The following is a 23343-nucleotide window of genomic DNA, read 5'->3' as shown; positions in this document are numbered from 1 at the left end:
CACGCGTGTTCCGTAAGTCGCTGAAGACCGCCGTCTGCGCACTGGCCGCCGGTACCGCCCTGGCCGCGTGCGGCCCCGTGCAGCCGGGCGCCGCCGCCATCGTCGGCCATGACCGCATCTCCGTCTCCAAGGTCGACTCCGCCGCGAACCAGTGGGCCAAGGAGCTGCCGCACTACCCCCAGGCGGGCCAGATCGTCGCCGCGGCGAAGGAGGCCCAGCGGCAGCAGGCGGGTCAGCAGGCAGGGCAGCAGCAGGGCCCGTACGACCCGTCCTCGCCGCAGCGCAGCGTGCTGTACAAGGTGATCCAGATCCGCCTGTGGGACGAGGTCGCCCGCGAACAGCACGTGTCCACCGCGCCGGGCCAGGTGGACGCCTTCATCGCGTCCCAGGGCGGCCAGCAGAGCCTCGACGCGTACGTCGTGGCGCAGGGCCTGCCGACCTCCTACGACGAGGACTACGCGCGGAGCGTGCTGATCCAGCGGACGATGCTCCAGCGGTACGGGGTCAACCCCGACCAGCCCGTCGACCAGCAGCAGGGGCAGCAGGTGCTGCAGCGGCTCGCGGGCGACTACGCGAACGCCAAGCGGCACGTCGGCATCACGGTGAACCCGCGCTTCGGCGAGTTCGACGACCAGACGATCTCGCTCGGCCCGGTCTGCCCCCATCTGTCCACCCCCGACTCCGGCACTCCCGATGCCGCCGGTGAGATCAAGTGCCAACTCTGACCTTCCTCGCGTCCTCGCCCCGCGTCGCGCCGGGGCAGCTGACCTGGCCGGCCTGGCAGGCGCTGCGCACGGCCGGCCGGGTCCTGACCGGCTCGGCCGAGCACCCACAGCTGCCGTACATCGCCGCCGCCGGGATCGAGGTCGAGGTGACCGACCCGGACGCGGCGGCCCTCGTGCGCGCCGCGGCGGACGGCACGGTCGTGTGGCTGGCCGCCGAAGACGGCGACGAGGCCCTGATGCGCGCGGTCGGCACGGCCCTCATCGGCATGGACGACCCGCCCGAGGTGGAGGTCGTGCACGGCGCGTACGACCTGCCGGGCGCACGCTTCCTCGACCTGGTCACGGTGATGGAGACGCTGCGCCGCGAGTGCCCGTGGGACCGCGAGCAGACGCACGCCTCCCTCGCGCCGTACCTGCTCGAAGAGGCGTACGAGGTCGTCGACACGATCGAGAGCGGCGACCTGGAGGCCCTCCGCGAGGAGCTCGGCGACGTGCTCATGCAGGTCGCCTTCCACGCGGAGGTGTCCGACGACTTCACCGTCGACGATGTGTCCGAGGGCATCGTGGCCAAGCTGGTCCGCCGCCATCCGCACGTGTTCGGCGAGGTCACGGTCGCCGACGCCGACGAGGTCAACGCCAACTGGGACAAGATCAAGTCGGCCGAGCGCGGAGAGGACGCGTCGATCTTCCACGGCGTGCCGATGGGCCAGCCCGCGCTGTCGCTCGCGGCCAAGCTGCAGCGACGCGCCGCCAAGGCGGGTGTCCCGGCGGAGCTGTTCTCCGACGAGGGGACCGGCGCGGAGTTGTTCGCCCTGGTCAACCGGTTGCGCGAGGAGGGCCGCGACCCGGAGGCCGAGCTTCGCGCCGCCGCGAGGCGCTTCCACGACCGCGTCCGCGACTGGGAGGACTCCGGCGAGTCCTGAGCCGCAGGGGCGTCATCCGGAGGTGCGCTCGGGTCTGTCGGTGGCGGCTGGCATGATGGCCCCCATGACTGATCCTGTGAAGGGTCCTGCCAGCTATTTTCCGTCGATCGAGAAGAAGTACGGCCGTCCCGTCACCGAATGGCTGGCGCTGATCGAGGGTTCGCCGCTGACCAGGCACATGGAGCTCGTCAACTGGCTCAAGACCGAGCACGGCCTCGGGCACGGGCACGCCAACGCCCTGGTCGCGCACAGCTTGGCCGGACGCGAGTAGGCGTCAGCGCTCGGGCAGCGTCGGGTGCGGCTCGGCGGGGACGATGCCGGCCATCGCGTTGGTGATGGCCCAGCGTTCGTGGTCCCGCCAGGCCCCGTCGATGAACAGCAGGTCCGGTGAGCAGCCCTCGTTGCGGAATCCGGCCCGGCGGACCAGCCGGATGGAGGCGTGGTTCTCCGACTGGATCTGGGCCTCCAGCCGGTGCAGCCGCAGCTGCTCGAAGGCGTGCCGAACCACCAGGTCGAGCCCTTCGGACATGTATCCCCGGCCGGCCGACGAGGCGAACGCCGCGTAGCCGAGGGAGGCGGACTGGAAACGCCCGCGGATGATGCTGTTGATGTTGATCAGGCCCACGATGGCCCCGGTGTCACGCCGGCAGACGAGGTGCGACTCCTCGTCCGGCCCCTCGTAGCGCGTGACGTAGGCGCGGAACTTCGGGGGAGTGTCGGGCAGCGACATCCACGGCCGGTGCAGCTCCGCGCTCGCGGCCACCAGGGCGAGGAACTCGTGCTCGTCGCCGGCGGTGAGCGGGCGCAGGGTCACCCGGTGATCCTTGTGGGCCATCCGGGCACCATATCGGCGCGGAACGCCAGGAGGCTCTCAGAGCGCCGGTAACCGACGAAACGCCGCCCAAGGTTTCCGGTTACCGCGCGTGTGGGGATGACCGCGGATTGTGGGGGCGAAAACGGGAGATACGCTCGCCAGGCTCCGCGATCTGGCGACCGTCGGCTTCATCGCGGGCATGCTGACCGCGGCGCTGCTGCTCCCGTACGCGCTGATGGGCGGGCTGAGCGTGCGCGCGGCCGACCGTGGGTTCCAGAAGCTGCCCGCCGACCTGGTGACTCCGGCGCTGCCGCAGAGCTCGGTGATCCTCGCGGCCGACGGCAGCAAACTCGCCACCTTCTACTACGAGAACCGCGTCGAGGTGCCGTTCGCCCAGGTCGCCCCGATCATGCGCAAGGCGATCGTGGCGATCGAGGACAGCCGCTTCTACGAGCACGGCGCGCTCGACGTCAAGGGCACCGTGCGCGCGGTGATCACCAACCTGCAGGCCGGTGAGGTCATCCAGGGCGGGTCGACGCTCAGCCAGCAGTACATCAAGAACGCCCTCGCGGAGATGGCCGACAACGCGCAGGAACGCCGGAGCGCGCTGGAGCCGACCGCCGGCCGCAAGCTGCGCGAACTCCGCTACGCGGTGGGGCTGGAGAAGAGGTTCACCAAGGACCAGATCCTGGAGAAGTACCTCAACATCGCCTACTTCGGCGACGGCGCGTACGGGGTCGAGGCGGCGGCCCGGCACTACTTCGGCGTGCACGCCGCGGACCTCACGCTCGCCCAGGCCGCGATGCTCGCCGGGATCGTGCGCTCCCCGACGACCTACAACCCCCACCTGCACCCCAAACGCGGCCGGCAACGACGCGACCTCGTGCTGAACCGCATGCTCCAGCTCAAGGTGATCACGCCGGCGGACGCCGCGGCCGCCCGCGTCCAGCCGGTCAAACTCAAAATCACCAAAACGCCGAACGGCTGCGTGACCAGTTCGGCGCCGTTCTTCTGCGACTACGTGCAGAGGGAGATCCTGGGCAACCCGGTCTTCGGCAAGAGTCTGCGGCAGCGGCGGGCGCTGCTGCAACGCGGCGGGCTGGAGATTCACACCACGCTCGAACCCAAGATGCAGAAGGCCGCCCAGCACGCGGTGAACCGGCACGTGCCGCCGAAGAACTCCTCCGGCAAGGCCGCCGCCGAGGTCCTCGTCCGGCCGGGCACGGGGGAGATCACCGCGATGGCGATCGACCGCAAGCTCGGTGACAGCAGCAAGCGCGGCATGATGTGGGTGAACCTCGCGGCCGACTCCGACCACGGCTCCAGCCTCGGCATGCAGGCGGGTTCGACGTTCAAGGTGTTCACGTTGGCCGAGGCGCTTCGCCAGGACATGGCGTTCGGCGACAAGCTGTTCGCGCCCAAGGAGTTCGTGCCGACCGGCTTCCACGACTGCGCCGGTAACCGTGTCGGCGACTCGACCGCGCTCGGCAACGCCGGCGACGGCGAGGGCGGCCATGACTTCACGCTGGTCACCGGCACCTGGCACTCGGTGAACACGTTCTTCCTCGAACTCGAACGCAAGGTCGGCCTGTGCGAGACGTACAAGATGGCCACCCGGCTCGGCATGCGCAAGGCCACCGGCGGCAAGCTCGAGCAGTACCCGTCCTTCACGCTCGGCTTCAACACCGTCTCGCCGGTACGGCTGGCGGCGGCGTACGCGGCGTTCGGCGCGCGCGGCCGGTACTGCTCGCCGATCGCCATCACGAGCATCAGTTCGCCGAAGGGGCCGGTGAGGGTTCCGAGCGCCGGCTGCCACCAGGCGGTCGACAGTGACGTCGCCGACGCGGTCAACCATGTGCTCGGCGGAGTGCTGACCAAGGGCACGGCCAAGGGCAACGAGATCGGCCGTCCGGCGGCGGGCAAGACCGGTACGGTGGACAACTTCTCCTCCGCCTGGTTCGCCGGGTACACGCCCGACATGGCGAGCGCCGTCTGGGTGGGGGACCCGCGCGGCGGCTACAAGCACCCGCTGCGTGACGTCTGCCTCGGCGAGGGCTGCTTCGCGCAGGTGTACGGCGCGGACGTCCCGGCGCCCATCTGGCGCGACACGATGACCGAGGCGTTGCAGGGTGTGCCCGAGCACGCGTTCAGCGCGCCCAGCGGCGGCTTCTTCCGCAAGGGGAGCGGCGAGGAAGAGGAGGACAAGGACAAGAAGGACAAGGAGAAGGGAGATGCCAAGGCCGGCGACAAGCCGGGACACGGCGACGAACCGGGACACGGCGACGAACCGGCCGATGGGTCGCCGTTCCTCGACTGGCTCCTCCAGGCCTGGCGACCGTAATTCCATTAAGGGACAGTGCGACAAAAGCGCAGTTAAGCGTGCTTTGAGGTGGCGGACCGCCTTTAGCGGGAATTTTTGTTAGGTCCGCGAGATCCACGAAGACTACTTTCGACGTACTCTGTCCGGGTGTCGTCAGGGGTGGCCCCGCAACATCGAACCCTCCGCATCGTCTGCCGCCTCGCAGGCACGGGGGTGGTCGCCGGTGTGCTGGCGGCCCTGATCGCGTTCTCCACCCTCGGCATGCTCGGAGTGAGCGCCCGCGACGGCGCGAACTGGTTCCAGTCGGTGCCCGCCGACCTCAGCACGCCGCCGGTGCCGCAGCGATCCGTCATCCTCGCCTCCGACGGTTCCAAGATCGCCACCTTCTACTACGAGAACCGGGTCGACGTACCGCTGAACAAGGTCGCCCCCGTCATGCGCAAGGCGATCGTCGCGATCGAGGACAACCGCTTCTACGAGCACGGCGGCCTTGACATCAAGGGCACCATCCGCGCCCTGGCGAGCAACATCGCGGCCGGTCAGGTCACCCAGGGCGGCTCGGGCATCACCCAGCAGTACGTCAAGAACCTGCTGCTGGAGACGGCGTCCAACAGTGAGGAGCGCGACTCGGCCGTCGCCACCACTCCGGCCCGCAAGGTGCGCGAGCTGCGCATGGCGGTCGCGATGGAGAAGCGCTACACCAAGGACCAGATCCTGGAGCGGTACCTCAACATCGCCTACTTCGGCGACGGCGCGTACGGCGTCGAAGCCGCCGCGCGGCACTACTTCGGCCGGTCCGCCGCGACGCTCACGCTGCCGCAGGCGGCTCTGCTGGCCGGCGTGGTGCGCTATCCCTTTGCCTACGACCCGACGGTGTACCCCAAGACGGCCGTCGAGCGCCGCGACACGGTGCTGGCGCGGATGGCCCAGCTCCACTGGGTGAGCAAGGCGGACGCCTCGGACGCCGAGAGCGCGCCGCTGGACCTCCACGTCACCTCCACGCCGAACGGCTGCGTGGAGAGCTCGGCGCCCTTCTTCTGCGATTACGTCCAGCGGGAGATCCTCACCAATCCGATCTTCGGGTCGACCGCCGACGCGCGGAAGCTGCTCCTGCAGCGCGGCGGCCTGACCATCCGCACCACTCTGGACTCGAAGATGCAGCGGGCCGCCCAGCGCGCGGTGGACCACTACGTGCCGCAGAAGAACTCCAGCCACAAGGCGTCCGCGGAGGTCCTGGTCCAGCCCGGCACCGGCGCGGTCAAGGCGATGGCCGTCGACCGTGCGCTCGGCCCGTCGGAGAAGGTCGGCAAGACCTGGGTCAACTTCGCCGCCGACGGCGACCACGGCACGAGCCTGGGCATGCAGGCGGGTTCGACGTTCAAGGTGTTCACGCTCGCCGCCGCCCTCGACCAGGGCATGGCCTTCGGCCACCGCCTGTACGCGCCCGAGCACTACGCGCCCACCGGCCTGCGCGCCTGCGACGGCAAGTACGCCGGGTCGAGCACGTCGCTGAGCAACGCCGCCGACGGCGAGGGCGGCCGGTCGTTCAGCCTGGTCACCGGCACGTGGAACTCGGTCAACACCTTCTTCCTCAACCTGGAGAAGCAGGTCGGGCTCTGCGACACGGTGAAGATGGCCGAACGCCTCGGCATGCGCCGCGCCGACGGCAAGCCGCTCGAACAGGTCGCCTCCTTCACCCTCGGCGCCAACACGGTCTCGCCGCTACGGCTCGCGGCGGCGTACGCGGCGTTCGCCGCCCGCGGCCGCTACTGCGAGCCGATCGTGCTGTCCAAGATCACCAATGCGAACGGCCGCGAGCTCAAGGTCCCCAGCGCCAAGTGCCGCCAGGCCATCCGCAAGGGCGTCGCCGACGGCGTCAACCACGTGCTGCGCGGCGTGCTCACGCAGGGCACCGCGGCTGGCATGGGCATCGGCCGCCCGGCGGCCGGCAAGACCGGCACGGTCGACGACTACTCCTCGGCCTGGTTCGCCGGCTACACGCCGGACCTGGCGAGCGCCGTCTGGGTCGGCGACCCGCGCGGAGGCTACGCCCACCCGCTGCGCAACGTGTGCCTGGCCGGGCGCTGCTACGGCGAGGTGTTCGGCTCGGACATCCCGGCGCCGATCTGGCGGGAGACGATGCTGGGCGCGCTGAGGGGCGTGCCGGCGCACGACTTCCACAGCCCGCCGAGCGAGTACTACCGGGAGGGTTCGGGCGAGGACCTCGTCTCGGTGCCGAGCGTGGTCGGCCTGAGCGCCTCGGCGGCGCGGTCGAGGCTGGCGGCGGCCGGCTTCGGCGTGGTGACGGGGTCCAGCGTGTCCTCGGGGTACTCGCGGGGCACCGTGGCGAGCCAGAGCCCGGGCGGCGGCGCCCGCGTCGAACCGGGCACGACGGTCGTCATTCACCTCAGCCGGGGGGCGCCGAGCGTTCCGCGCCCGCCCGGCAATCCCCCCGGTGGCCCGCCCACGGGCGGCCCGCCGACCATCCCGCCCCCGACGTTCCCGCCGATCGGCGACACCGCCGGCAACACGCCCTTCGCCCGCCTCGCCGGCGAGTCCGGTCAGGCCGTCCGTACGGGCAACGGCTGACGATCGGCCGGTAAGAGAGGCTCAGGCGCTCTCGGAGTTCCACAGAGCGGCGGTCACGGTAGCCGTCGGCGGAGTGCCGCACGACCTGTGGCGTTATCCAATCGTTCCCGGTATGGCCTATCGGATCAGTTGACTACGACAACGCCCGCTGGTCTACTTTTCTTACCAAATTGATCGGAAATATGGAGCAAAGGACGATGGGTCACAGCAGAAGAACCATCGCCGCGGTGGCGGCACTGGGCGTCAGCATGTCCCTCGCGGCCTGCGGAAGCGACTCATCCGGGAGCGGCGGCGGTAAGAAGGTGCAGCTGGCCCTGGTGGCCTACTCCACTCCGCAGGCAGCGTTCCAGCAGCTCATCAAGGCTTTCCAGAAGACACCCGCCGGCAAGAACATCACCTTCACCCAGTCCTACGGCGCCTCCGGCGACCAGAGCCGGGCGGTCGCGTCCGGGCTCAAGGCCGACGTCGTCGACTTCTCACTGGAGCCGGACGTCACCCGGCTGGTGAAGGCCGGGCTGGTCGCCTCCGACTGGAACAGCAACCCGCAGCACGGGTTCATCACCGACTCGGTGGTCACCATCACCACCCGCAAGGGCAACCCGAAGAACCTCAAGGACTGGCCGGACCTCATCAAGCCCGGCATCCAGGTGATCACCCCCAACCCGTCCACCTCGGGCGGGGCGCGCTGGAACATCCTGGCCGGTTACGGCGCCGCGTCGAACAAGGGCGCCAACAAGCCCGCCGGAGTGGCCTACCTCCAGAGTCTGCTGAAGAACGTCCCGGTGCAGGACGACAGCGGCCGCAAGGCGCTGCAGACCTTCGTCGGCGGCAAGGGCGACGCGGTCATCACCTACGAGAACGAGGCGATCTTCGCGCAGCAGAAGGGCCAGCCGGTCGACTACACGGTCCCGGCCTCCACGATCCTCATCGAGAACCCGATCGCGGTGACCAAGAACAGCGCCCACCCGGCCGAGGCCAAGGCGTTCGTGGACTATCTCTACAGCCCGGCGGGCCAGGCGATCTGGGTCAAGAACGGCTACCGGCCGACGGTCTCGGGAGTGGCGGGAGCCGACAAGTTCCCGAAGCCGACCGGCCTGTTCACCATCAACGATCTGGGCGGCTGGGACAAGGTCACCACGGAGTTCTTCGACCCGCAGAAGGGCATCGTGACCGGCATCGAGAAGAGCCTCGGCGTCTCGACCGGGAAGTGACCTCTTGACCTCCAAGATCCTGGAAACGGACTCCACCGGGCTCGGCACTCCGCCGGGCCCGGTGCGGCCCGTCGCGCGGCGCAGGCCGCCCGGCGCGCCGACGGCCCTGGGCCTGGGCTCGGCGATGATCTTTCTCAGCCTGATCGTGCTGATCCCGCTGGCCGCCGTCCTCTGGAAGTCGGCGGAGCACGGGCCGGGCTTCTTCTGGAAGTCGGTCACCACCCCGGACGCCTGGGCGGCGTTGAAGCTGACCGTCGTCGCCTCGATCATCGTGGCCCTGATCAACCTGGTGATGGGCACGCTGATCGCCTGGGTGCTCGTACGCGACTCCTTCCCCGGCAAGGCCGTGCTGGACACCCTCATCGACCTGCCGTTCGCGCTGCCGACGATCGTCGCCGGGCTGGTGCTGCTGGAGCTGTACGGAGCGGACAGCCCGCTCGGCATCAACCTGGCGTACACGAGGGTCGGCGTGGCGGTGGCGCTGCTGTTCGTCACGCTGCCGTTCGTCGTGCGCACCGTCCAGCCGGTCCTCCTCGAACTCGACCGGGACATGGAACAGGCGGCGGCGTCCCTGGGCGCCGGCAACTGGACCATCTTCCGGCGGATCATCCTGCCCAACCTGCTGCCCGCGATGGTCTCCGGGACCGCGCTGGCCTTCACCCGGTCGATCGCCGAGTTCGGCTCCACCGTGCTGATCTCCGGCAACCTGCCCTTCAAGACGCAGGTGGCCGCGGTGCAGATCTTCGGGCAGATCGAGAACGACAACACCGCCTCGGCGGCCGCCGTCTCGACCGCCCTGCTGGTCGTCGCCTTCGTGGTCCTGGTGACCCTGGACCTGGTGCAGAGGTGGGGGTCGCGTCGTGGCTGAGCGCTCAGGCGTCACGGGGCCGTCGGTTGTGAGCAAGTACGTGCTGCGGGTCGTCGTGCTGGCCTACCTGCTGTTCCTGCTGGTCCTGCCAGTGGTGCTGATCGGCTGGAAGACCTTCCAGCACGGGCTCGGCCCGTTCTTCGACGCGCTCACCACCCACGAGGCACTGCACGCCTTCCAGGTGACGTTCATCGTCGCGTTGTGGGCGGTCGCGCTGAACACCGTCTTCGGAGTCGGCACCGCGATCCTGCTGGTCCGCCACCGCTTCCCCGGCAAGCGGATCCTCAACGCGGTGATCGACCTGCCGCTGGCGGTCTCCCCGGTCGTGGTCGGCCTGGCGCTGATCCTGGTGTACGGGAGGTTCTCCTCGTTCGGCGGCTGGCTGGAAGACCACGGCATTAAGATCATTTTCTCCACGCCCGGCATGGTCCTGGCCACCGTGTTCGTGGCGCTGCCGCTGGTCGTGCGCGCCGTCGTCCCGGTCCTGGAGGAGATGGGCGACGAGCAGGAACAGGCCGCCCAGACGCTGGGCGCGGGCCGGTGGCAGACCTTCCGGCGCATCACCGTCCCCGGCATCCGCTCGGCCCTGGCCTACGGCATCGTGCTCTGCCTGGCACGGGCCCTCGGCGAGTACGGCGCGGTCGCGGTCGTGTCGGGCCGCCTGGTCGGCCAGACCCAGACCCTCACGCTGTACGTCGAGGAACGCTTCCAGAACTTCGAGCAGCCCGCCGCGTTCGCCGCCGCCACCGCGCTCGCGCTGATCGCCATCGTCAGCCTGCTCGTCATCAAACTGCTCCAGCGAAAGGCTGACTGATGGCCATCGAGGCCCGTCACATCAACAAGGCGTTCGGCGCCACCTCGGTCCTGCAGGACGTGTCGGTGGAGGTCCCCTCCGGCTCACTCACCGCGCTGCTCGGTCCCTCCGGCGGTGGCAAGTCGACGCTGCTGCGGGTGATCGCCGGGCTCGAGCAGCCGGACTCGGGGACCGTGCTGATCGCCGGCGCCGACGTCACCCGGCTGGCTCCGCAGCGGCGCAACGTCGGCTTCGTGTTCCAGCACTACGCGGCGTTCAAGCACATGACCGTCTTCGACAACATCGCGTTCGGCCTGCAGATCCGCAAACGCCCCAAGAACGAGATCCACAAGCGGGTGCACGAGCTGCTGGAGCTCGTCCATCTCGACCAGTTCGCCAAGCGGTATCCGGCGCAGCTGTCCGGCGGTCAGCGGCAGCGGATGGCGCTGGCGAGGGCGCTGGCGGTCGAGCCCGAGGTGCTGTTGCTGGACGAGCCGTTCGGGGCGCTGGACGCCCAGGTCCGCAAGGAGCTGCGGGCCTGGCTGCGCCGGCTCCACGACGACGTGCACGTCACGACCGTGTTCGTCACCCACGACCAGGAGGAGGCGATCGAGGTCGCCGACACCATCGTGGTGCTGGCCGGCGGCCGGGTGGAGCAGTCCGGCAGCCCGCATGAGGTGTACGACAACCCGGCCAACGAGTTCGTGATGCGCTTCCTCGGCCCGGTGACCGAGCTGGACGGCCGCCTGGTCCGCCCGCACGACATCGAGCTGACCGCCGAACCCGAGCCGGGCAGCGCCGAGGCGACGGTCGAACGCGTGGTCCGCCTGGGCTTCGAGGTCCGGGTGGAGATGAGACTCGGGGATCAGGACGCGTGGGCCCAGGTCACCCGGGGACTGGCCGAACGGCTTCGGCTGGCGCCGGGTGAGACCGTCCACGTCCGGCCCGGCCCCGACGCTCGGACCCTCGCCGTCGTCTGACGCCTGTGCACATCACCGCACGTACCGACTACGCGCTCCGGGCCGTACTCGCCCTGGCCGCCGCCGATCCCGCGACCGTCACCGCCAGTGCGCTGGCGGCGGGAGAGGGGATGCCGCTGTCCTTCCTGAAGACCATTCTGGGCGAACTGCGCGGTGCCGACCTCATCGTCACCCAGCGCGGCCCGGAGCGCGGCTACCGGCTGACCCGGCCGGCCACCGACATCTCCGTCGGCGAGGTCATCCGAACGGTCGACGGCTCGCTCACCGACATCCGCGGCGAGCCGGCCGCCAACGCCTCCTACGAAGGCACGGCGACCCATCTGCGACAGGTGTGGATGGCCGCCGACACCGCGGTGCAGAACATCGTCGATCAGGTGACCCTCGCCGACGTCGTCACGGGTAACCTGCCGCCCCATGTCCGTGACCTCACCGGCTGAGGGCTCAGGACCGGCCCGGACACGGAAACGGGGGTGGCGTTGCAACGCCCCCCTCCCCAAGGCGGCTAGGCTCGGGGACCGAAACGTCTCGTAGTGATCACAAGGAGATCAAGTGTCGTCGATCGACGTCGTCCAGGCTCGGGAGATCCTCGACTCCCGTGGTAACCCCACCGTCGAGGTCGAGGTTCTGCTCGACGACGGCAGCGATGCTCGCGCCGCGGTGCCGAGCGGAGCCTCGACCGGCCAGTTCGAGGCCGTCGAGCTGCGCGACGGCGGTGAGCGCTACAACGGCAAGGGCGTGGAGAGGGCCGTTCTCGGCGTGAAGGACGAGATCGCGCCGGAGCTCCTGGGGTACGACGCCGACGACCAGCGCATCATCGACCAGAAGCTGATCGACCTCGACGGCACGCCCGACAAGTCCCGGCTGGGGGCCAACGCCATTCTCGGTGTGAGCCTGGCGGTCGCCAAGGCGGCGGCCAGGACGGCCGACCTGCCGCTGTTCCGCTACGTCGGCGGTCCGAACGCGCACCTGCTGCCGGTGCCGATGATGAACATCCTCAACGGCGGCGCGCACGCGGACACCAACGTCGACATCCAGGAGTTCATGATCGCTCCGATCGGCGCGCCGACCTTCCGCGACGCCGTCCGCTGGGGCGCGGAGACCTACCACGCGCTCAAGTCGGTGCTCAAGGGGCGCGGCCTGGCCACCGGCCTCGGCGACGAGGGCGGCTTCGCCCCTGAGCTGCCGAGCAACCGCGACGCCCTCGACCTCATCCTGGAGGCGATCAAGAGCGCCGGCTTCCGTCCGGGCACCGACATCGCGCTCGCGCTCGACGTGGCCGCGACCGAGTTCCACACCGACGGCGTCTACGACTTCGAGGGCGCCAAGCGCTCGGCCGAGGAGATGGCCGCCTACTACGGCGAGCTGCTCGACGCGTACCCGCTGGTCTCCATCGAGGACCCGCTGTCGGAGGAGGACTGGGCGGGCTGGAAGGCCCTCACCGACGCCGTGGGCGACAGGGTGCAGGTCGTGGGCGACGACCTGTTCGTCACCAACCCCGAGCGGCTCCAGCGCGGCATCGACGCCGGCTCGGCCAACGCGCTGCTGGTCAAGGTGAACCAGATCGGCACGCTCACCGAGACGCTCGACGCCGTGGCGCTCGCCCACAACAACGGTTTCCGCTGCATGATGAGCCACCGTTCCGGCGAGACCGAGGACACCACGATCGCCGACCTGGCCGTCGCGACCAACTGCGGCCAGATCAAGACCGGCGCGCCCGCGCGCAGCGACCGGGTGGCCAAGTACAACCAGCTGCTCCGCATCGAGGAGCTGCTCGACGACGCCGCCCGTTACGCCGGCGCCGCCGCCTTCCCGCGGTTCCGCTGGTCGTAGGCGACCGTGGCCGAGGCGAAGCGCAGGTCGCCGGACTCCGACGCGGCCGACGCCAAGGAGCTGCGGCGCGCCCACCTCACGGGGCGCGCCGCGATCCTGGCCGTGGTGGCCTGCGCGATCGCACTGAGCCTGGCCTACCCGGTCCGGGAGTACATCGCGCAGCGTCGCGAGATCGCCCAGCTCCGCGTCCAGCAGCGGCAGGCGCAGCAACAGGTCGAACAGCTCGAGGCGCAGAAGAAGCGGCTCGGCGACGAGTCCTACGTACGGCGTGAGGCCCGGACCCGCCTGCACATGTGCGATCCCGGCGCCAAGTGCTACGTCGTCGTCGGCGGTGACGACGGCGGTGGCAAGAGCGCCGCGCGCAAGACGCCGGCGCCGACGCCGCCGTGGTACGTCACCCTGTGGCGTTCGGTCGACGCGGCGGATCAGCACCGCTGAGCGCATAACCTTGCAAGCGACGCTCGGCTCGTCCGGCGGACGCTCGGCTCGCCCGGCAGGTACGCAAGGCTCGAAGGGAAACCGGTGATCGACCAACGCGACGCGGCGGCCGTCGCGGCTCAGCTCGGCCGCGAGCCGCGCGGGCTGCGGGCGGTGGCCCATCGTTGCCCCTGCGGGTTGCCCGACGTGGTGGAGACCGCGCCGCGGCTGGCCGACGGCACGCCGTTTCCCACGCTGTACTACCTCACGTGTCCGAAAGCGGCCTCGGCCATCGGCACCCTCGAGGCGAGCGGGATGATGAGGGAGATGACGGACCGGCTGGCCTCCGACCCGGAGCTGGCCGCCTCGTACGCCGCCGCCCACGACGACTACCTGACGCGCCGCGACGCCGCCGCGCGCGCCGAAGGGACCCCGCCGCTACCAGCGGGAACGCAGAGCGCCGGCGGTATGCCGACCCGGGTCAAATGCCTGCACGCGCTGGTCGCGCACGAGCTCGCGGTGCCGGGGGCGAACCCCTTCGGCGCCGAAGCCCTCCGCGAGCTCCCGGACTGGTGGCGAGCCGGGAGTTGTGTCAATGTCGAACAGACTTCACAGACCACCTGTCAACCAAGTCAGGAAAGTGTCATGATCGCTGGTGCGATGAGCACCGAAGACAGCGCGCCCCACCGGGAGCCGAGCGAATGAGCGCCGCGACCCGCGTCGCCGCCGTCGACTGCGGCACCAACTCCGTCCGCCTCCTCATCGCCGACATCTCCGGCGACGAGCTGGTGGAGATCGAACGCCGGATGGAGATCGTCCGGCTCGGCCAGGGCGTCGACCGGACCGGACGGCTCGCGCCGGAGGCGCTCGAACGCACCTTCACCGCGATGCGCGGTTACGCCAAGCTCATCGCCGGGCACGGCGCCGAGCGCGTACGGGTCGTGGCCACCAGCGCCACCCGTGACGCCGCCAACCGTGACGACTTCGTCCGGGGCGTCGTCGAGATCTTCGGCGTCGAGCCGGAGGTGATCAGCGGCGAGCAGGAGGCGCAGCTCTCCTTCACGGGCGCGACCAAGGACCTGGCCGCTCTGCGTCCCATGCGCCCGTACCTCGTCGTGGACATCGGCGGCGGCTCGACCGAGTTCGTCCTCGGCACCACCGAGGTCGAGGCGTCGCGTTCGGTCGACATCGGCTGCGTCCGCATGACCGAACGCCACCTGCGCTCCGATCCGCCGTCGCCCGAACAGCTCGCGGCGGCCGTCGCCGACATCGACGCGGCCCTCGCCGCCGTACGCACGGGGGAGAGCACCCGCGACGAGGCCGCCGCCCTGGCCGGCGAGGCGGCCCTGGCGGAGACGGGTGGCGGCGCGCCGCTGCCTCCGCCGGCACCGCCGCTCGTCCCGCCGGTGCCGGTCGACCGCGCCCGCACGCTCGTCGGGCTCGCGGGTTCGGTGACGACCGTCGCCGGCATCGCCCTGGACCTTCCGGAGTACGACTCCGAGCGCATCCACCTGTCGCGGCTGAAGGTCCGTCAGGTCCACGACGTGACCCGCATGCTGCTGCACTCGACCCACGACGAGCGCGCCGCGATCGGCGTCATGCACCCGGGCCGGGTCGACGTCATCGGCGCCGGCGCGCTGATCCTCGACCGGATCATGCGGGAGTACGGCTTCAACGACGTGGTCGTGAGCGAGCACGACATCCTGGACGGCATCGCCTGGTCCCTGGTCTGAGCCGACGTGGGCAGTAGCGTGAACGCGCCGTTCGTACCGCCTGGGACGGGGTGGCCGGGCGACCCGGCGCGGGCGGACACTCCCGTGGCCACCGACGCCGCGTCCGTCCGCTCGCTCGCCGCCGAGGCGTCGTCTCTGGACGAGTTGGTGGCCCGGCAGTCGGTCTGCCGGGCCTGCCCCCGCCTGGTCGCGTGGCGCGAACAGGTCGCCGTCGAACGCCGCCGCGCGTACGCGGACGAGGAGTACTGGGGCCGACCCGTCCCGGGCTGGGGTGACCCGTCCCCGCGCGTCCTGATCGTCGGCCTGGCCCCGGCCGCCCACGGCGGAAACCGTACGGGCCGGATCTTCACCGGCGACCGGAGCGGCGACTGGCTGTTCGCGTCCCTGTACAGGGTCGGCCTGGCGGCCCAGGCGACCAGCACGCACGCGGATGACGGCCAGCGGCTGCTCGGCGCCCGCGTCGTCGCGCCGGTGCGCTGCGCGCCCCCGGCCAACAAGCCGACGCCGGACGAACGCGCCACGTGCGCTCCGTGGCTGGTCAAGGAGCTCGGTTTCGTCGCGGGCGACGTCCGGGCGATCGTCGTCCTGGGCGGGTACGGCTGGCAGGCGCTGTGGCCGGCCCTCAAGGAGGCGGGCTACGCCACGCCGGCCCGGCGTCCGGCGTTCGGCCACGGGGCGGAGGTCGAACTCACGTCCCCGGCCGGCGGAACGACCCTGCTGATCGGCTGCTACCACCCGAGCCAGCAGAACACCTTCACGGGCCGCGTCACCGAGACGATGCTGGACACGGTCCTGACCCGCGCCCGCACGTACGCCGGCCTGCCGGGACCCGAAGGGCGCTGAGCCCGCGGACGGCAGGCAGCGCGGCTACGGGGTGTGCGGCCGGACCAGGTCGAGGAGGTCGGAGGTCGGGCGCACGTCTCCGAAGGATCGGTAGACGGTGTACAACGTGGCGTTGTGGTCCTGGTCGCGTCGTGCCGCGTTCGCGTCCGCGACCATGATGACCCGGAGCCCGAGGGCGGCGGCGTCGCGGGCCGAGGACTCGCAGCACACATTGGTGACGGTGCCGCTGATCAGTACGGTGTCGACCGCGCGTTCCACCAGCAGTTCTGGAAGCGGGCAGTGGCCGGGGAAGAAGGCGCTGGCCGTGGTCTTCTCGACCAGTACGTCGCCGGGACCGGGCGTCAGCTCGGGCCACAGCCGCCGGGGGAGAGGGCCCGTTCCGCCGGAGGTGCGATAGGTCTCGGCCACCTCCGGACCGAAGAACTCATCGCGCACCTGCGTCCGTTCCCCGGCCGCGGGCAGCACCCAGGCGACCGTCCCGCCCGCCGTCCGGAGGGCGTCGGCGAGGCGGCCGATGTTGGGCACGATGCCACGGCAGTAGGGGTTCTCGGACACGAAGAACGGCACCATGTCGATCACCACCAGCGCGGTGCGCGCCGGAACGAGGTGCGTGAACGCGAACCTGCGGCCCCGGCGAGCCTCGTGCCGGGCGTACTCGCGGGGATCGATCCACCACTGGTGCTGTCGTACCTCGGTGTCCGGCGGCAAGACTTCCCCCGATTCCCCCCGTACGCGAAGGGCAGGGCGGTGGCCAGGAAAGCCCCCGCTTCCCCTGGACGCGCGCCCTGCCCGTCGCTCACTGATCGCTTCCTCCCTCTATGACGCCCGCGCGGGTCCTGCGGTTCGAGGGTGACTCGTTTCACAGGACCCCCTCTGCCCAGGCGCCCTCGCGCGGAGTACCGTGAAGGCAGAGCTCGTGAAAGTTTTCACAAGCTCACGGTCGAATTTCGGGAAGGGCCATGGGTACCGGATCGAATATGTCCAAACACGTGCTCATCGTTGGTGGCGGCTACGTCGGCATGTACACCGCGCTGCGGCTGCGGAAGAAGATGCGCCGGCAGCTCAAGAGTGGCGAACTCAAGATCACCATGGTCGCCCCGCAGTCCTACATGACCTACCAGCCGTTCCTGCCCGAGGCGGCGGCCGGCAACCTCGAACCCCGGCACGTGGTGGTGTCCCTGCGACGGGTGCTGCCCGGCGTGACGATCCTCAACGGCCGCGTGACCGAGATCGACCACGCCGGCCGCAAGGCGACCGTGGAGGTCGTGGAACGCGCCGACGCCGAGCCGTACGAGGTCCGGACGATCGACTACGACACGCTGGTGTTCTGCCCGGGGTCGATCTCGCGGACCCTGCCCATCCCCGGCCTGGCCGAGCACGGCATCGGCTTCAAGACCGTGGCCGAGGCGATCTACCTGCGCAACCACGTGCTGCGGCAGCTCGACATCGCCGCCTCCTCGACCTGCCCCGAGTCGCGCCGGCAGGCCCTCACCTTCGTGTTCGTCGGCGGCGGGTACGCCGGCGTGGAGGCGCTCGCCGAGCTGGAGGACATGGCGCGGGACGCATGCCGGTACTACCCGGACCTCAAGGGCGACTCCATGCGCTGGGTGCTGGTCGAGGCCAGCGACAAGATCCTGCCCGAGGTCGGCGAGGACATGGGGAAATGGACGGTCGAGGCCCTGCGTGGCCGGGGAATCGAAGTCAGGCTCAAGACGCTGCTCAAGTCCGCCGAGAATCGCGAGATCGTGCTCAGTGACGGCGAGAAGTTCGGCGCGGGCACTCTGGTGTGGACCGCGGGCGTCAAGCCGAACCCACTTGTCAAGAAGACGGATCTGCCGCTGGATGACAAGGATCGAGTCAAGGCCACCGCCGAACTGACCGTCGACGGCGTCGAAGACGCCTTCACCGCGGGAGATATCGCGGCGGTGCCCGATCTCACTGAACCCGGGCAGTTCTGCGCCCCGAACGCCCAGCACGCGGTGCGTCAGGCAAAGGTCCTGGGCGACAACGTCGCCGCCGCGCTGCGCGGCCGGGAACTAAAGGCATACAAACACGCCTATGCCGGATCGGTGGCCAGTCTCGGACTGCACAAGGGGGTTGCGCAGATCTACGGTGTCAAGCTACGGGGCCTGCCCGCGTGGTTCATGCACCGTACGTATCACTTGTCCCGTCTGCCGACTGTGAACCGCAAGGCCCGGGTCACCGCGGACTGGACGCTTGCCCTGTTCTTCAGCCGTGAGGTCGTTTCGCTGGGTACGCTCCAGCGCCCGCGCGAGGAGTTCGAGCTGGCCACGAAGAAATACTGAGTGGTATTCGGTTCGAATTTCGGCGGCAATAATAGGAATTCTTGACTGCATTTAGCCTGTGGACCACTATTGGCGCTCCCCCGGTATGATTGCGGGCGCCCCCGTAGCCCAACAGGCAGAGGCAGACTCCCTAAAAGAGTTGTTCGTGTCGGTTCGACTCCGACCGGGGGCACCGGTCATTGACAGGAGTTGAGCGCTGCTTCGACCCTTTTCGTCCAGGTCGTCCTGACAGGGCCTCCATGCGCCGTACGTCGGGGACGGCGGTACGTAACAACGGGAACACCGCACGTGTAGTGACGCGTTAGCCTGAGCGCAGCAGATGTCTGGAGGCTTTCCATGGAGAGCGGCAACCCGGTCTTCTCCCGGCGCGGGGCCTTCGCCCAGCGTGCCGGATATGCGCCCCACGCGCGGTACGACGTGTACAACGCCCCGGCGTACGCCCCGCCGCGCTCCATGACCCTCGACGACGTCGTCGTGCGCTCGTTCCTCACGCTCGGCACACTCGTCGTGGCCGGCGCGCTGGCGTGGGTGCTCGTGCCGGAGCGCTTGGCGGGGCCGGTCTCGCTCGTGGCGGTCCTGGCCGGCGTGGTGTTCTGGGCGATCCTGACGTTCGGCCGCCGGGCCAACCCGGTGCTCGTGCTCGGCTTCGCGGCGTCGTACGGCGTCGCGGTCGGGCTGATCAGCCACCTCTACAACGACGTCTACAACGGCGTCGTGCTCCAGGCGGTGGTCGGCACGGCCCTCGCGTTCGGCGCGATGCTCACCGTGTACTCCCTGCGCATCGTCCGGGTGACGCCGAGGTTCACCCGGTTCGTGATCGCGGCCGGGCTCGCGCTGGTCGGCCTCATGGTCCTCAACCTGCTCGTGTCGTTCTTCCACGTGGGCGGCATCGGCATCCGGGGCCACGGCCTGCTCGGCGTCGTCTTCAGCGTCGCGGCGATCCTCGTCGGCTGCCTCTACCTGCTGCTGGACTTCAACGCGATCGAGGACGGGGTGCGCAGCGGCGCGCCGCGTGAGACCGCCTGGCTCGCCGCGTTCGGGCTCACCCTGACCCTGGTGTGGATCTACCTGGAGCTGCTCCGCTTCCTGTCCCGCTTCTACAGCCGCGACTGACCCGAGGGGTCGCCCGCCGCCGAGCGGTTCACAGCAGCCGGCGTTGCACGACGTCGGCGATGACCGTGGCTACGACCTTGCCGACGGCCGCGCGATCCGGCGGGGTGCCCTTCCGGTCGGCGTAGAGCAGGTGTGCCCCCCCGACCAGCGAGAGCGCGAGCGAGCCGACGTCCGCGTCGGCCGCGATGCGGCCGAGCTCGCACTCGTCGGTGAGGTAGGCGGCGATCATGGCCATGGCTTCGGTCGCGACCGGGAAGGTGTGGGCCGGCCTGTTCTGGCGCAGCCGGGCGCGCAGCTCGTCCCGGAAGATGACGAGACCGACGATCCCCACCGCGACCGGGTCGAACAGGTCGATCAGCGCCTCGGTGAGGTTGCCGGCGACGGTGCCGGTCCCGGCGGACGCCCTCAGGGCGGCGGCCTGGTGCTCGATTCGGACGACGCGATCTCGGATGAGCTCGACGAGGAAGGCGTCGAAGTCGGCGAAGTGCCGGTGCAGGACGCCCTTGGCGACACCCGCCTCGGTGGTGACCGCCCGGCTGGTCAGCGCGCTCGGCCCGTCCCGCAGCAGGACGCGCTCGGCGGCCTCGAACAGCTGCTGGCGGGCGTCACGAATGTGCACTCCGGTCGGCACTGCCCGCCCCCTCTCCGTGACTGGCCCGATCCTACCGGTGGACCAAGTGGGCAGTTGCCCACTAGAGTGGGCGCATGCCCACTAAGTCTCAAGAACAACCGCCTCCGCCCGAGCGTGAGGCGCACCAGGCCCGCGAGATGGCGGAGTCGTTCGGCGTGGACCCCGAACGCTACGACCGCGCCCGGCCCCGCTACCCCGAGGCGCTGGTGGAACGGATCGTGGCCGCCAGTCCCGGCCGCGACCTCCTCGACGTCGGCTGCGGCACAGGCATCGAGGCCAGGCAGTTCCAGGCGGCCGGCTGCACGGTGCTCGGCGTCGACCCCGACGCGCGGATGGCCGAGTTCGCCCGGCGGACCGGCGTCGAGGTCGAGGTGGCGACCTTCGAGGAGTGGGACTCCGCCGGCCGGGTGTTCGAGGCGGTCGTCGCCGGACAGGCCTGGCACTGGGTGGACCCGGTCGCGGGCCCGGCCAAGGCGGCGCGGGTCCTGCGGCCCGGCGGCCGGCTGGCGGTGTTCGGGCACGTGTTCGACGCCCCGGCCGAGGTGTCGGAGGCCTTCGCCGAGGTCTTCCGGCGGGTGGCGCCCGATGCGCCGTTCAACCGCGGCACCCGGCCGGCCGGGACCGCTCTGGAGATCTACCAGACGATGTTCGCCACCGCCGCCGAGGGGATCCGGCGGGACGGCGGATTCGACGAGCCGGAGCAGTGGAGGTTCGACTGGGAGCAGTCCTACACCCGCGACCAGTGGCTGGACCATCTGCCCACCACCGGCGCCCTCACGCGGCTCCCGCCGGACAGGCTGGCGGAGGTGCTGGACCACGTCGGGGCCGCCATCGACCGGATCGGCGGCGGCTTCACCATGCCGTACGTCACCCTGGCGGCCACCGCCACCAGAACCGACGAAACGCCCCCGCGATCTCTGCGGGGGCGTTAGGGCCTGTCTCGAAGCCCCGCTGTCCTACTGCGCGGCGCCCAGGCGACGCCTCGCCGCGTTGTCGTCGGTCGCCAGCCAACACCAGGCTGACTCCCTCCTCCGCCTTGCGACGCGCCGCCTGGACACCGCTCGCTACGGACGGGGACTCCGAGACAGGCCCTTAGAACCTGGGGTACAGGTCGTCAGCCGTGGACGTCGGGGCCGGCGTGCGTGATCTTCACCCGGATCAGCACGCGGCGCTCGCGCTCCATGGCCGCGCGGTAGTCGTCCCAGTCTGGATGCTCACCGGAGATCATCCGGTAGTAGTCGATGAGCGGCTCCATGGCCTCGGGTAGGCGCACGACCTCCGCCTCGCCGTCGATCTGCACCCACTCACCGAAGAAGGCATCGCTGATCAGGCAGAACGTGACGTGGGGATCGCGGAGCACGTTACGGGTCTTGGCCGCGGTCTCGCGGGTGCTGACGGTCAGGTGTCCGGCGTCGTCGACCGCGCACAGCACGGGTGACGTCTGCGGGCGCCCGTCCGCGTGACGCGTGACCATGATCGCCCGATGGTGTTCGCGGGCGAAGTCGCGCGCCCGGCTCGGATCCACGAGTGGTGCTAGTAGCGGACGGCCCGCCGGTGCAGCTCGTGCTCGTGCACGAGGGCGACGGCGTAGCCATGGGAGAGGCCGTGCTCGTCCGCGAGCCAGTTGACCCTCTCCTCGCATCGGATGAAGGAGGGGCCGTCATCTATGGCTTGGAACCACTCGGGGAGGTCACGACCTGTGACTTTCGGGATGCGTGCGATGAGATTCTTGTGCGTCTCCGGTGAGTGGTTCAAAGACATAGGCACCTCCTGGCTGGGCGTGCATCTTGTTGACGACTTTGCAACAGCGATGCCCATCGCACAACCCCCCTGGGGGGACCTTTCTGTCACGGGACGTAGATCTCTGGTCACGTATCGTGCGTGGTTCATTACGAACCGCTAACGCCTGGGTTGCAAGACGCTTAACGGCGCGGATCCGCGGCCCTGAGAGGGGGCGCGGACCCGCGCGCGACCGTACGAAGGCCTCCGGCCGGACTCAGCTGAGGCGCTCGAAAACCATGGCCATGCCCTGGCCGCCGCCGACGCACATGGTCTCCAGCCCGAGCGTGCCGTCGCGGCTTTGCAGTCCGTTGAGCAGGGTGCCGGTGATGCGGGCGCCGGTCATGCCGAAGGGGTGGCCGACCGCGATCGCGCCGCCGTGGACGTTGAGCTTGTCGATGTCGACGCCGAGCTGGCGGTACGAGGGGATCACCTGGGCGGCGAACGCCTCGTTGATCTCCACGAGGTCGATGTCGTCGATCGTGAGCCCGGCGAGCTTCAGGGCCCGGCGCGACGCCTCGACCGGGCCGAGGCCCATGATCTCGGGGGACAGTGCGGAGACGCCGGAGGAGACGATGCGGGCGATCGGGGTCAGGCCCAGCTCGGCGGCCTTGGTGTCGCTCATCACGACCACCGCGGCGGCGCCGTCGTTCAGCGGGCAGCAGTTGCCGGCGGTGACCGTGCCGTCCGGGCGGAACGACGGGGCCAGCGCGGCGACCTTCTCCAGCGTCGTGCCGGGCCGCGGGCCGTCATCCTTGGCGACCACGGTGCCGTCGGGCAGCTCGACCGGGGTGATCTCGCGGGCGAAGAAGCCCGCGTCGATCGCCTTCTCGGCGTTGTTCTGCGAGCGGACGCCGAACTCGTCCTGCTCGGCCCGGCTGATGCCGTGCAGCTCGGCGACGTTCTCGGCGGTCTGGCCCATCGCGATGTAGACGTCGGGGACCTGGCCGTCCTCGCGGGGGTCGTGCCAGGCGTCCGCGCCGCCCTCCCCGCGCTTGGCCGTACGGGCCTGTGCCTCGCCGAACACCGGGTTCTGGGTGTCGGGCAGGCCGTCGCTGCTGCCCTTGGCGAACCGGCTCACCATCTCGACGCCGGCCGAGATGATCACATCGGCCTCGCCCGACTTGATCGCGTGGAAGGCCATCCGCGTGGTCTGGAGCGAAGAGGAGCAGTAACGGGTGACCGTCGCGCCCGGGACATGGTCGTAGCCGAGCAGCACGGACACCACGCGCGCCATGTTGTAGCCCTGTTCGCCGCCCGGCAGGCCGCACCCCAGCAACAGGTCGTCGATGTCGGCCGGGTCCAGCTCGGGCACCTTGTCCAGCGCCGCGCGCACGATGCGGGCGGTGAGGTCGTCGGGGCGCAGGTCCTTCAGCGATCCCTTGAACGCCCGCCCGATCGGGGAACGGGCGGTCGCGACGATGACAGCCTCAGGCATTACGGGTCTCCCTCATCTGGGCGTCAGTGG

General features: G+C 70.1%; 24 protein-coding genes and 1 tRNA gene. 19 read left to right on the top strand and 6 right to left on the bottom strand.

Annotation, left to right across the window (positions count from 1 at the left end; genetic code table 11):
- The first annotated feature begins 5 nt into the window (after positions 1–5).
- The 3 genes from QSK37_RS08370 to QSK37_RS08360 all read left to right on the top strand — a co-directional run bounded on the left by QSK37_RS08370 (position 6) and on the right by QSK37_RS08360 (position 1919).
- A complete protein-coding gene (locus QSK37_RS08370; protein WP_285618709.1) occupies positions 6–725 on the top strand; it encodes a SurA N-terminal domain-containing protein in 720 nt (239 codons plus the stop codon).
- The gene (locus tag QSK37_RS08365) at positions 713–1648 is read left to right on the top strand and encodes a nucleoside triphosphate pyrophosphohydrolase (RefSeq protein ID WP_285618707.1); all 936 of its coding nucleotides are present in this window, start codon (positions 713–715) and stop codon (positions 1646–1648) included. The genes QSK37_RS08370 and QSK37_RS08365 overlap by 13 nt, the downstream gene beginning before the upstream one ends.
- A gap of 64 nt (positions 1649–1712) precedes the next feature.
- Complete coding sequence (locus tag QSK37_RS08360) at positions 1713–1919, top strand: DUF4287 domain-containing protein (protein WP_285618706.1); 207 nt, start codon at positions 1713–1715, stop codon at positions 1917–1919.
- A gap of 3 nt (positions 1920–1922) precedes the next feature.
- Here the strand turns inward: QSK37_RS08360 and QSK37_RS08355 are convergent, their stop codons facing one another.
- Positions 1923–2483, bottom strand: coding sequence for a GNAT family N-acetyltransferase (locus tag QSK37_RS08355; RefSeq protein WP_285618704.1), 561 nt, complete (start codon positions 2481–2483; stop codon positions 1923–1925).
- A gap of 109 nt (positions 2484–2592) precedes the next feature.
- Between QSK37_RS08355 and QSK37_RS08350 the strand changes: the two genes are divergently transcribed.
- From QSK37_RS08350 to QSK37_RS08295, 12 genes are all read left to right on the top strand, one after another.
- Positions 2593–4803, top strand: coding sequence for a transglycosylase domain-containing protein (locus QSK37_RS08350; protein WP_285618702.1), 2211 nt, complete (start codon positions 2593–2595; stop codon positions 4801–4803).
- A gap of 126 nt (positions 4804–4929) precedes the next feature.
- Positions 4930–7371, top strand: coding sequence for a transglycosylase domain-containing protein (locus QSK37_RS08345; protein WP_285618699.1), 2442 nt, complete (start codon positions 4930–4932; stop codon positions 7369–7371).
- 197 nt (positions 7372–7568) lie between these two features.
- Entirely contained in the window at positions 7569–8582 is a 1014-nt protein-coding gene (locus QSK37_RS08340; RefSeq protein ID WP_285618697.1) for a sulfate ABC transporter substrate-binding protein, read from the top strand.
- 4 nt (positions 8583–8586) lie between these two features.
- Positions 8587–9450, top strand: coding sequence for a sulfate ABC transporter permease subunit CysT (cysT, locus tag QSK37_RS08335; RefSeq protein ID WP_285618695.1), 864 nt, complete (start codon positions 8587–8589; stop codon positions 9448–9450).
- Positions 9443–10264, top strand: a complete 822-nt coding sequence (locus QSK37_RS08330; RefSeq protein ID WP_285618693.1) for a sulfate ABC transporter permease subunit — start codon at positions 9443–9445, stop codon at positions 10262–10264. Before cysT ends, QSK37_RS08330 begins: the two co-directional genes overlap by 8 nt.
- The gene (locus tag QSK37_RS08325) at positions 10264–11223 is read left to right on the top strand and encodes a sulfate/molybdate ABC transporter ATP-binding protein (RefSeq protein WP_285618691.1); all 960 of its coding nucleotides are present in this window, start codon (positions 10264–10266) and stop codon (positions 11221–11223) included. Before QSK37_RS08330 ends, QSK37_RS08325 begins: the two co-directional genes overlap by 1 nt.
- Before the next feature lie 5 nt (positions 11224–11228).
- Positions 11229–11660 (top strand): RrF2 family transcriptional regulator, encoded by a 432-nt coding sequence (locus tag QSK37_RS08320; protein ID WP_285618689.1) that lies wholly within the window; start codon positions 11229–11231, stop codon positions 11658–11660.
- A gap of 112 nt (positions 11661–11772) precedes the next feature.
- Entirely contained in the window at positions 11773–13053 is a 1281-nt protein-coding gene (gene eno / locus QSK37_RS08315; protein ID WP_285618687.1) for a phosphopyruvate hydratase, read from the top strand.
- Positions 13054–13059: 6 nt separating this feature from the next.
- Positions 13060–13491, top strand: coding sequence for an FtsB family cell division protein (locus QSK37_RS08310; RefSeq protein WP_285571135.1), 432 nt, complete (start codon positions 13060–13062; stop codon positions 13489–13491).
- Positions 13492–13575: 84 nt separating this feature from the next.
- Positions 13576–14175 (top strand): DUF501 domain-containing protein, encoded by a 600-nt coding sequence (locus tag QSK37_RS08305; RefSeq protein ID WP_285618686.1) that lies wholly within the window; start codon positions 13576–13578, stop codon positions 14173–14175.
- Positions 14172–15203 (top strand): Ppx/GppA phosphatase family protein, encoded by a 1032-nt coding sequence (locus tag QSK37_RS08300; RefSeq protein WP_285618684.1) that lies wholly within the window; start codon positions 14172–14174, stop codon positions 15201–15203. Before QSK37_RS08305 ends, QSK37_RS08300 begins: the two co-directional genes overlap by 4 nt.
- Positions 15204–15287: 84 nt before the next feature.
- The gene (locus QSK37_RS08295; RefSeq protein WP_285618683.1) at positions 15288–16046 is read left to right on the top strand and encodes a uracil-DNA glycosylase; all 759 of its coding nucleotides are present in this window, start codon (positions 15288–15290) and stop codon (positions 16044–16046) included.
- Between the two features lie 24 nt (positions 16047–16070).
- On the opposite strand, the gene QSK37_RS08290 is transcribed toward QSK37_RS08295, so the two are convergent.
- Entirely contained in the window at positions 16071–16754 is a 684-nt protein-coding gene (locus QSK37_RS08290; RefSeq protein WP_285618681.1) for a cysteine hydrolase family protein, read from the bottom strand.
- A gap of 269 nt (positions 16755–17023) precedes the next feature.
- On the opposite strand from QSK37_RS08290, the gene QSK37_RS08285 reads away from it, so the two are divergent.
- From QSK37_RS08285 to QSK37_RS08275, 3 genes are all read left to right on the top strand, one after another.
- Entirely contained in the window at positions 17024–18352 is a 1329-nt protein-coding gene (locus tag QSK37_RS08285) for an NAD(P)/FAD-dependent oxidoreductase (RefSeq protein WP_285618680.1), read from the top strand.
- 97 nt (positions 18353–18449) lie between these two features.
- Positions 18450–18524: transfer RNA gene (locus tag QSK37_RS08280), tRNA-Leu, on the top strand.
- 164 nt (positions 18525–18688) lie between these two features.
- A complete protein-coding gene (locus tag QSK37_RS08275) occupies positions 18689–19465 on the top strand; it encodes a Bax inhibitor-1/YccA family protein (RefSeq protein WP_285618678.1) in 777 nt (258 codons plus the stop codon).
- A 28-nt stretch (positions 19466–19493) separates the two neighbouring features.
- On the opposite strand, the gene QSK37_RS08270 is transcribed toward QSK37_RS08275, so the two are convergent.
- Positions 19494–20096 carry a TetR/AcrR family transcriptional regulator gene (locus QSK37_RS08270; RefSeq protein ID WP_285618677.1) on the bottom strand — a complete coding sequence of 201 codons (603 nt, stop codon included), beginning with the start codon at positions 20094–20096 and terminating at the stop codon, positions 19494–19496.
- 74 nt (positions 20097–20170) lie between these two features.
- On the opposite strand from QSK37_RS08270, the gene QSK37_RS08265 reads away from it, so the two are divergent.
- Complete coding sequence (locus QSK37_RS08265; protein ID WP_285618675.1) at positions 20171–21028, top strand: class I SAM-dependent methyltransferase; 858 nt, start codon at positions 20171–20173, stop codon at positions 21026–21028.
- Positions 21029–21210: 182 nt separating this feature from the next.
- Here the strand turns inward: QSK37_RS08265 and QSK37_RS08260 are convergent, their stop codons facing one another.
- The 3 genes from QSK37_RS08260 to QSK37_RS08250 all read right to left on the bottom strand — a co-directional run bounded on the left by QSK37_RS08260 (position 21211) and on the right by QSK37_RS08250 (position 23313).
- Positions 21211–21621, bottom strand: a complete 411-nt coding sequence (locus tag QSK37_RS08260) for a PPOX class F420-dependent oxidoreductase (RefSeq protein WP_285618674.1) — start codon at positions 21619–21621, stop codon at positions 21211–21213.
- A gap of 8 nt (positions 21622–21629) precedes the next feature.
- Positions 21630–21857, bottom strand: coding sequence for a DUF4287 domain-containing protein (locus QSK37_RS08255; RefSeq protein WP_285571113.1), 228 nt, complete (start codon positions 21855–21857; stop codon positions 21630–21632).
- Between the two features lie 235 nt (positions 21858–22092).
- Positions 22093–23313, bottom strand: coding sequence for an acetyl-CoA C-acetyltransferase (locus QSK37_RS08250; RefSeq protein WP_285618673.1), 1221 nt, complete (start codon positions 23311–23313; stop codon positions 22093–22095).
- Positions 23314–23343 lie beyond the last annotated feature (30 nt).

Source organism: Actinoallomurus iriomotensis (genome assembly GCF_030269445.1).
Lineage (GTDB): Bacteria > Actinomycetota > Actinomycetes > Streptosporangiales > Streptosporangiaceae > Actinoallomurus > Actinoallomurus iriomotensis.
The sequence above is the reverse complement of the archived record's forward strand: the minus strand, read 5'-3'. Positions and strand labels throughout refer to the sequence as shown.

What these genes read in the sequence shown, in the direction of transcription:
- QSK37_RS08360 (WP_285618706.1), top strand. Translation starts at nt 1,713, where the DNA reads ATGACTGATCCTGTGAAGGGTCCTGCCAGCTATTTTCCGTCGATCGAG.
- QSK37_RS08355 (WP_285618704.1), bottom strand. Translation starts at nt 2,483, where the DNA reads ATGGCCCACAAGGATCACCGGGTGACCCTGCGCCCGCTCACCGCCGGC.
- QSK37_RS08340 (WP_285618697.1), top strand. Translation starts at nt 7,569, where the DNA reads ATGGGTCACAGCAGAAGAACCATCGCCGCGGTGGCGGCACTGGGCGTC.
- QSK37_RS08325 (WP_285618691.1), top strand. Translation starts at nt 10,264, where the DNA reads ATGGCCATCGAGGCCCGTCACATCAACAAGGCGTTCGGCGCCACCTCG.
- QSK37_RS08300 (WP_285618684.1), top strand. Translation starts at nt 14,172, where the DNA reads ATGAGCGCCGCGACCCGCGTCGCCGCCGTCGACTGCGGCACCAACTCC.
- QSK37_RS08285 (WP_285618680.1), top strand. Translation starts at nt 17,024, where the DNA reads ATGTCCAAACACGTGCTCATCGTTGGTGGCGGCTACGTCGGCATGTAC.
- QSK37_RS08275 (WP_285618678.1), top strand. Translation starts at nt 18,689, where the DNA reads ATGGAGAGCGGCAACCCGGTCTTCTCCCGGCGCGGGGCCTTCGCCCAG.
- QSK37_RS08265 (WP_285618675.1), top strand. Translation starts at nt 20,171, where the DNA reads ATGCCCACTAAGTCTCAAGAACAACCGCCTCCGCCCGAGCGTGAGGCG.
- QSK37_RS08255 (WP_285571113.1), bottom strand. Translation starts at nt 21,857, where the DNA reads ATGTCTTTGAACCACTCACCGGAGACGCACAAGAATCTCATCGCACGC.
- QSK37_RS08250 (WP_285618673.1), bottom strand. Translation starts at nt 23,313, where the DNA reads ATGCCTGAGGCTGTCATCGTCGCGACCGCCCGTTCCCCGATCGGGCGG.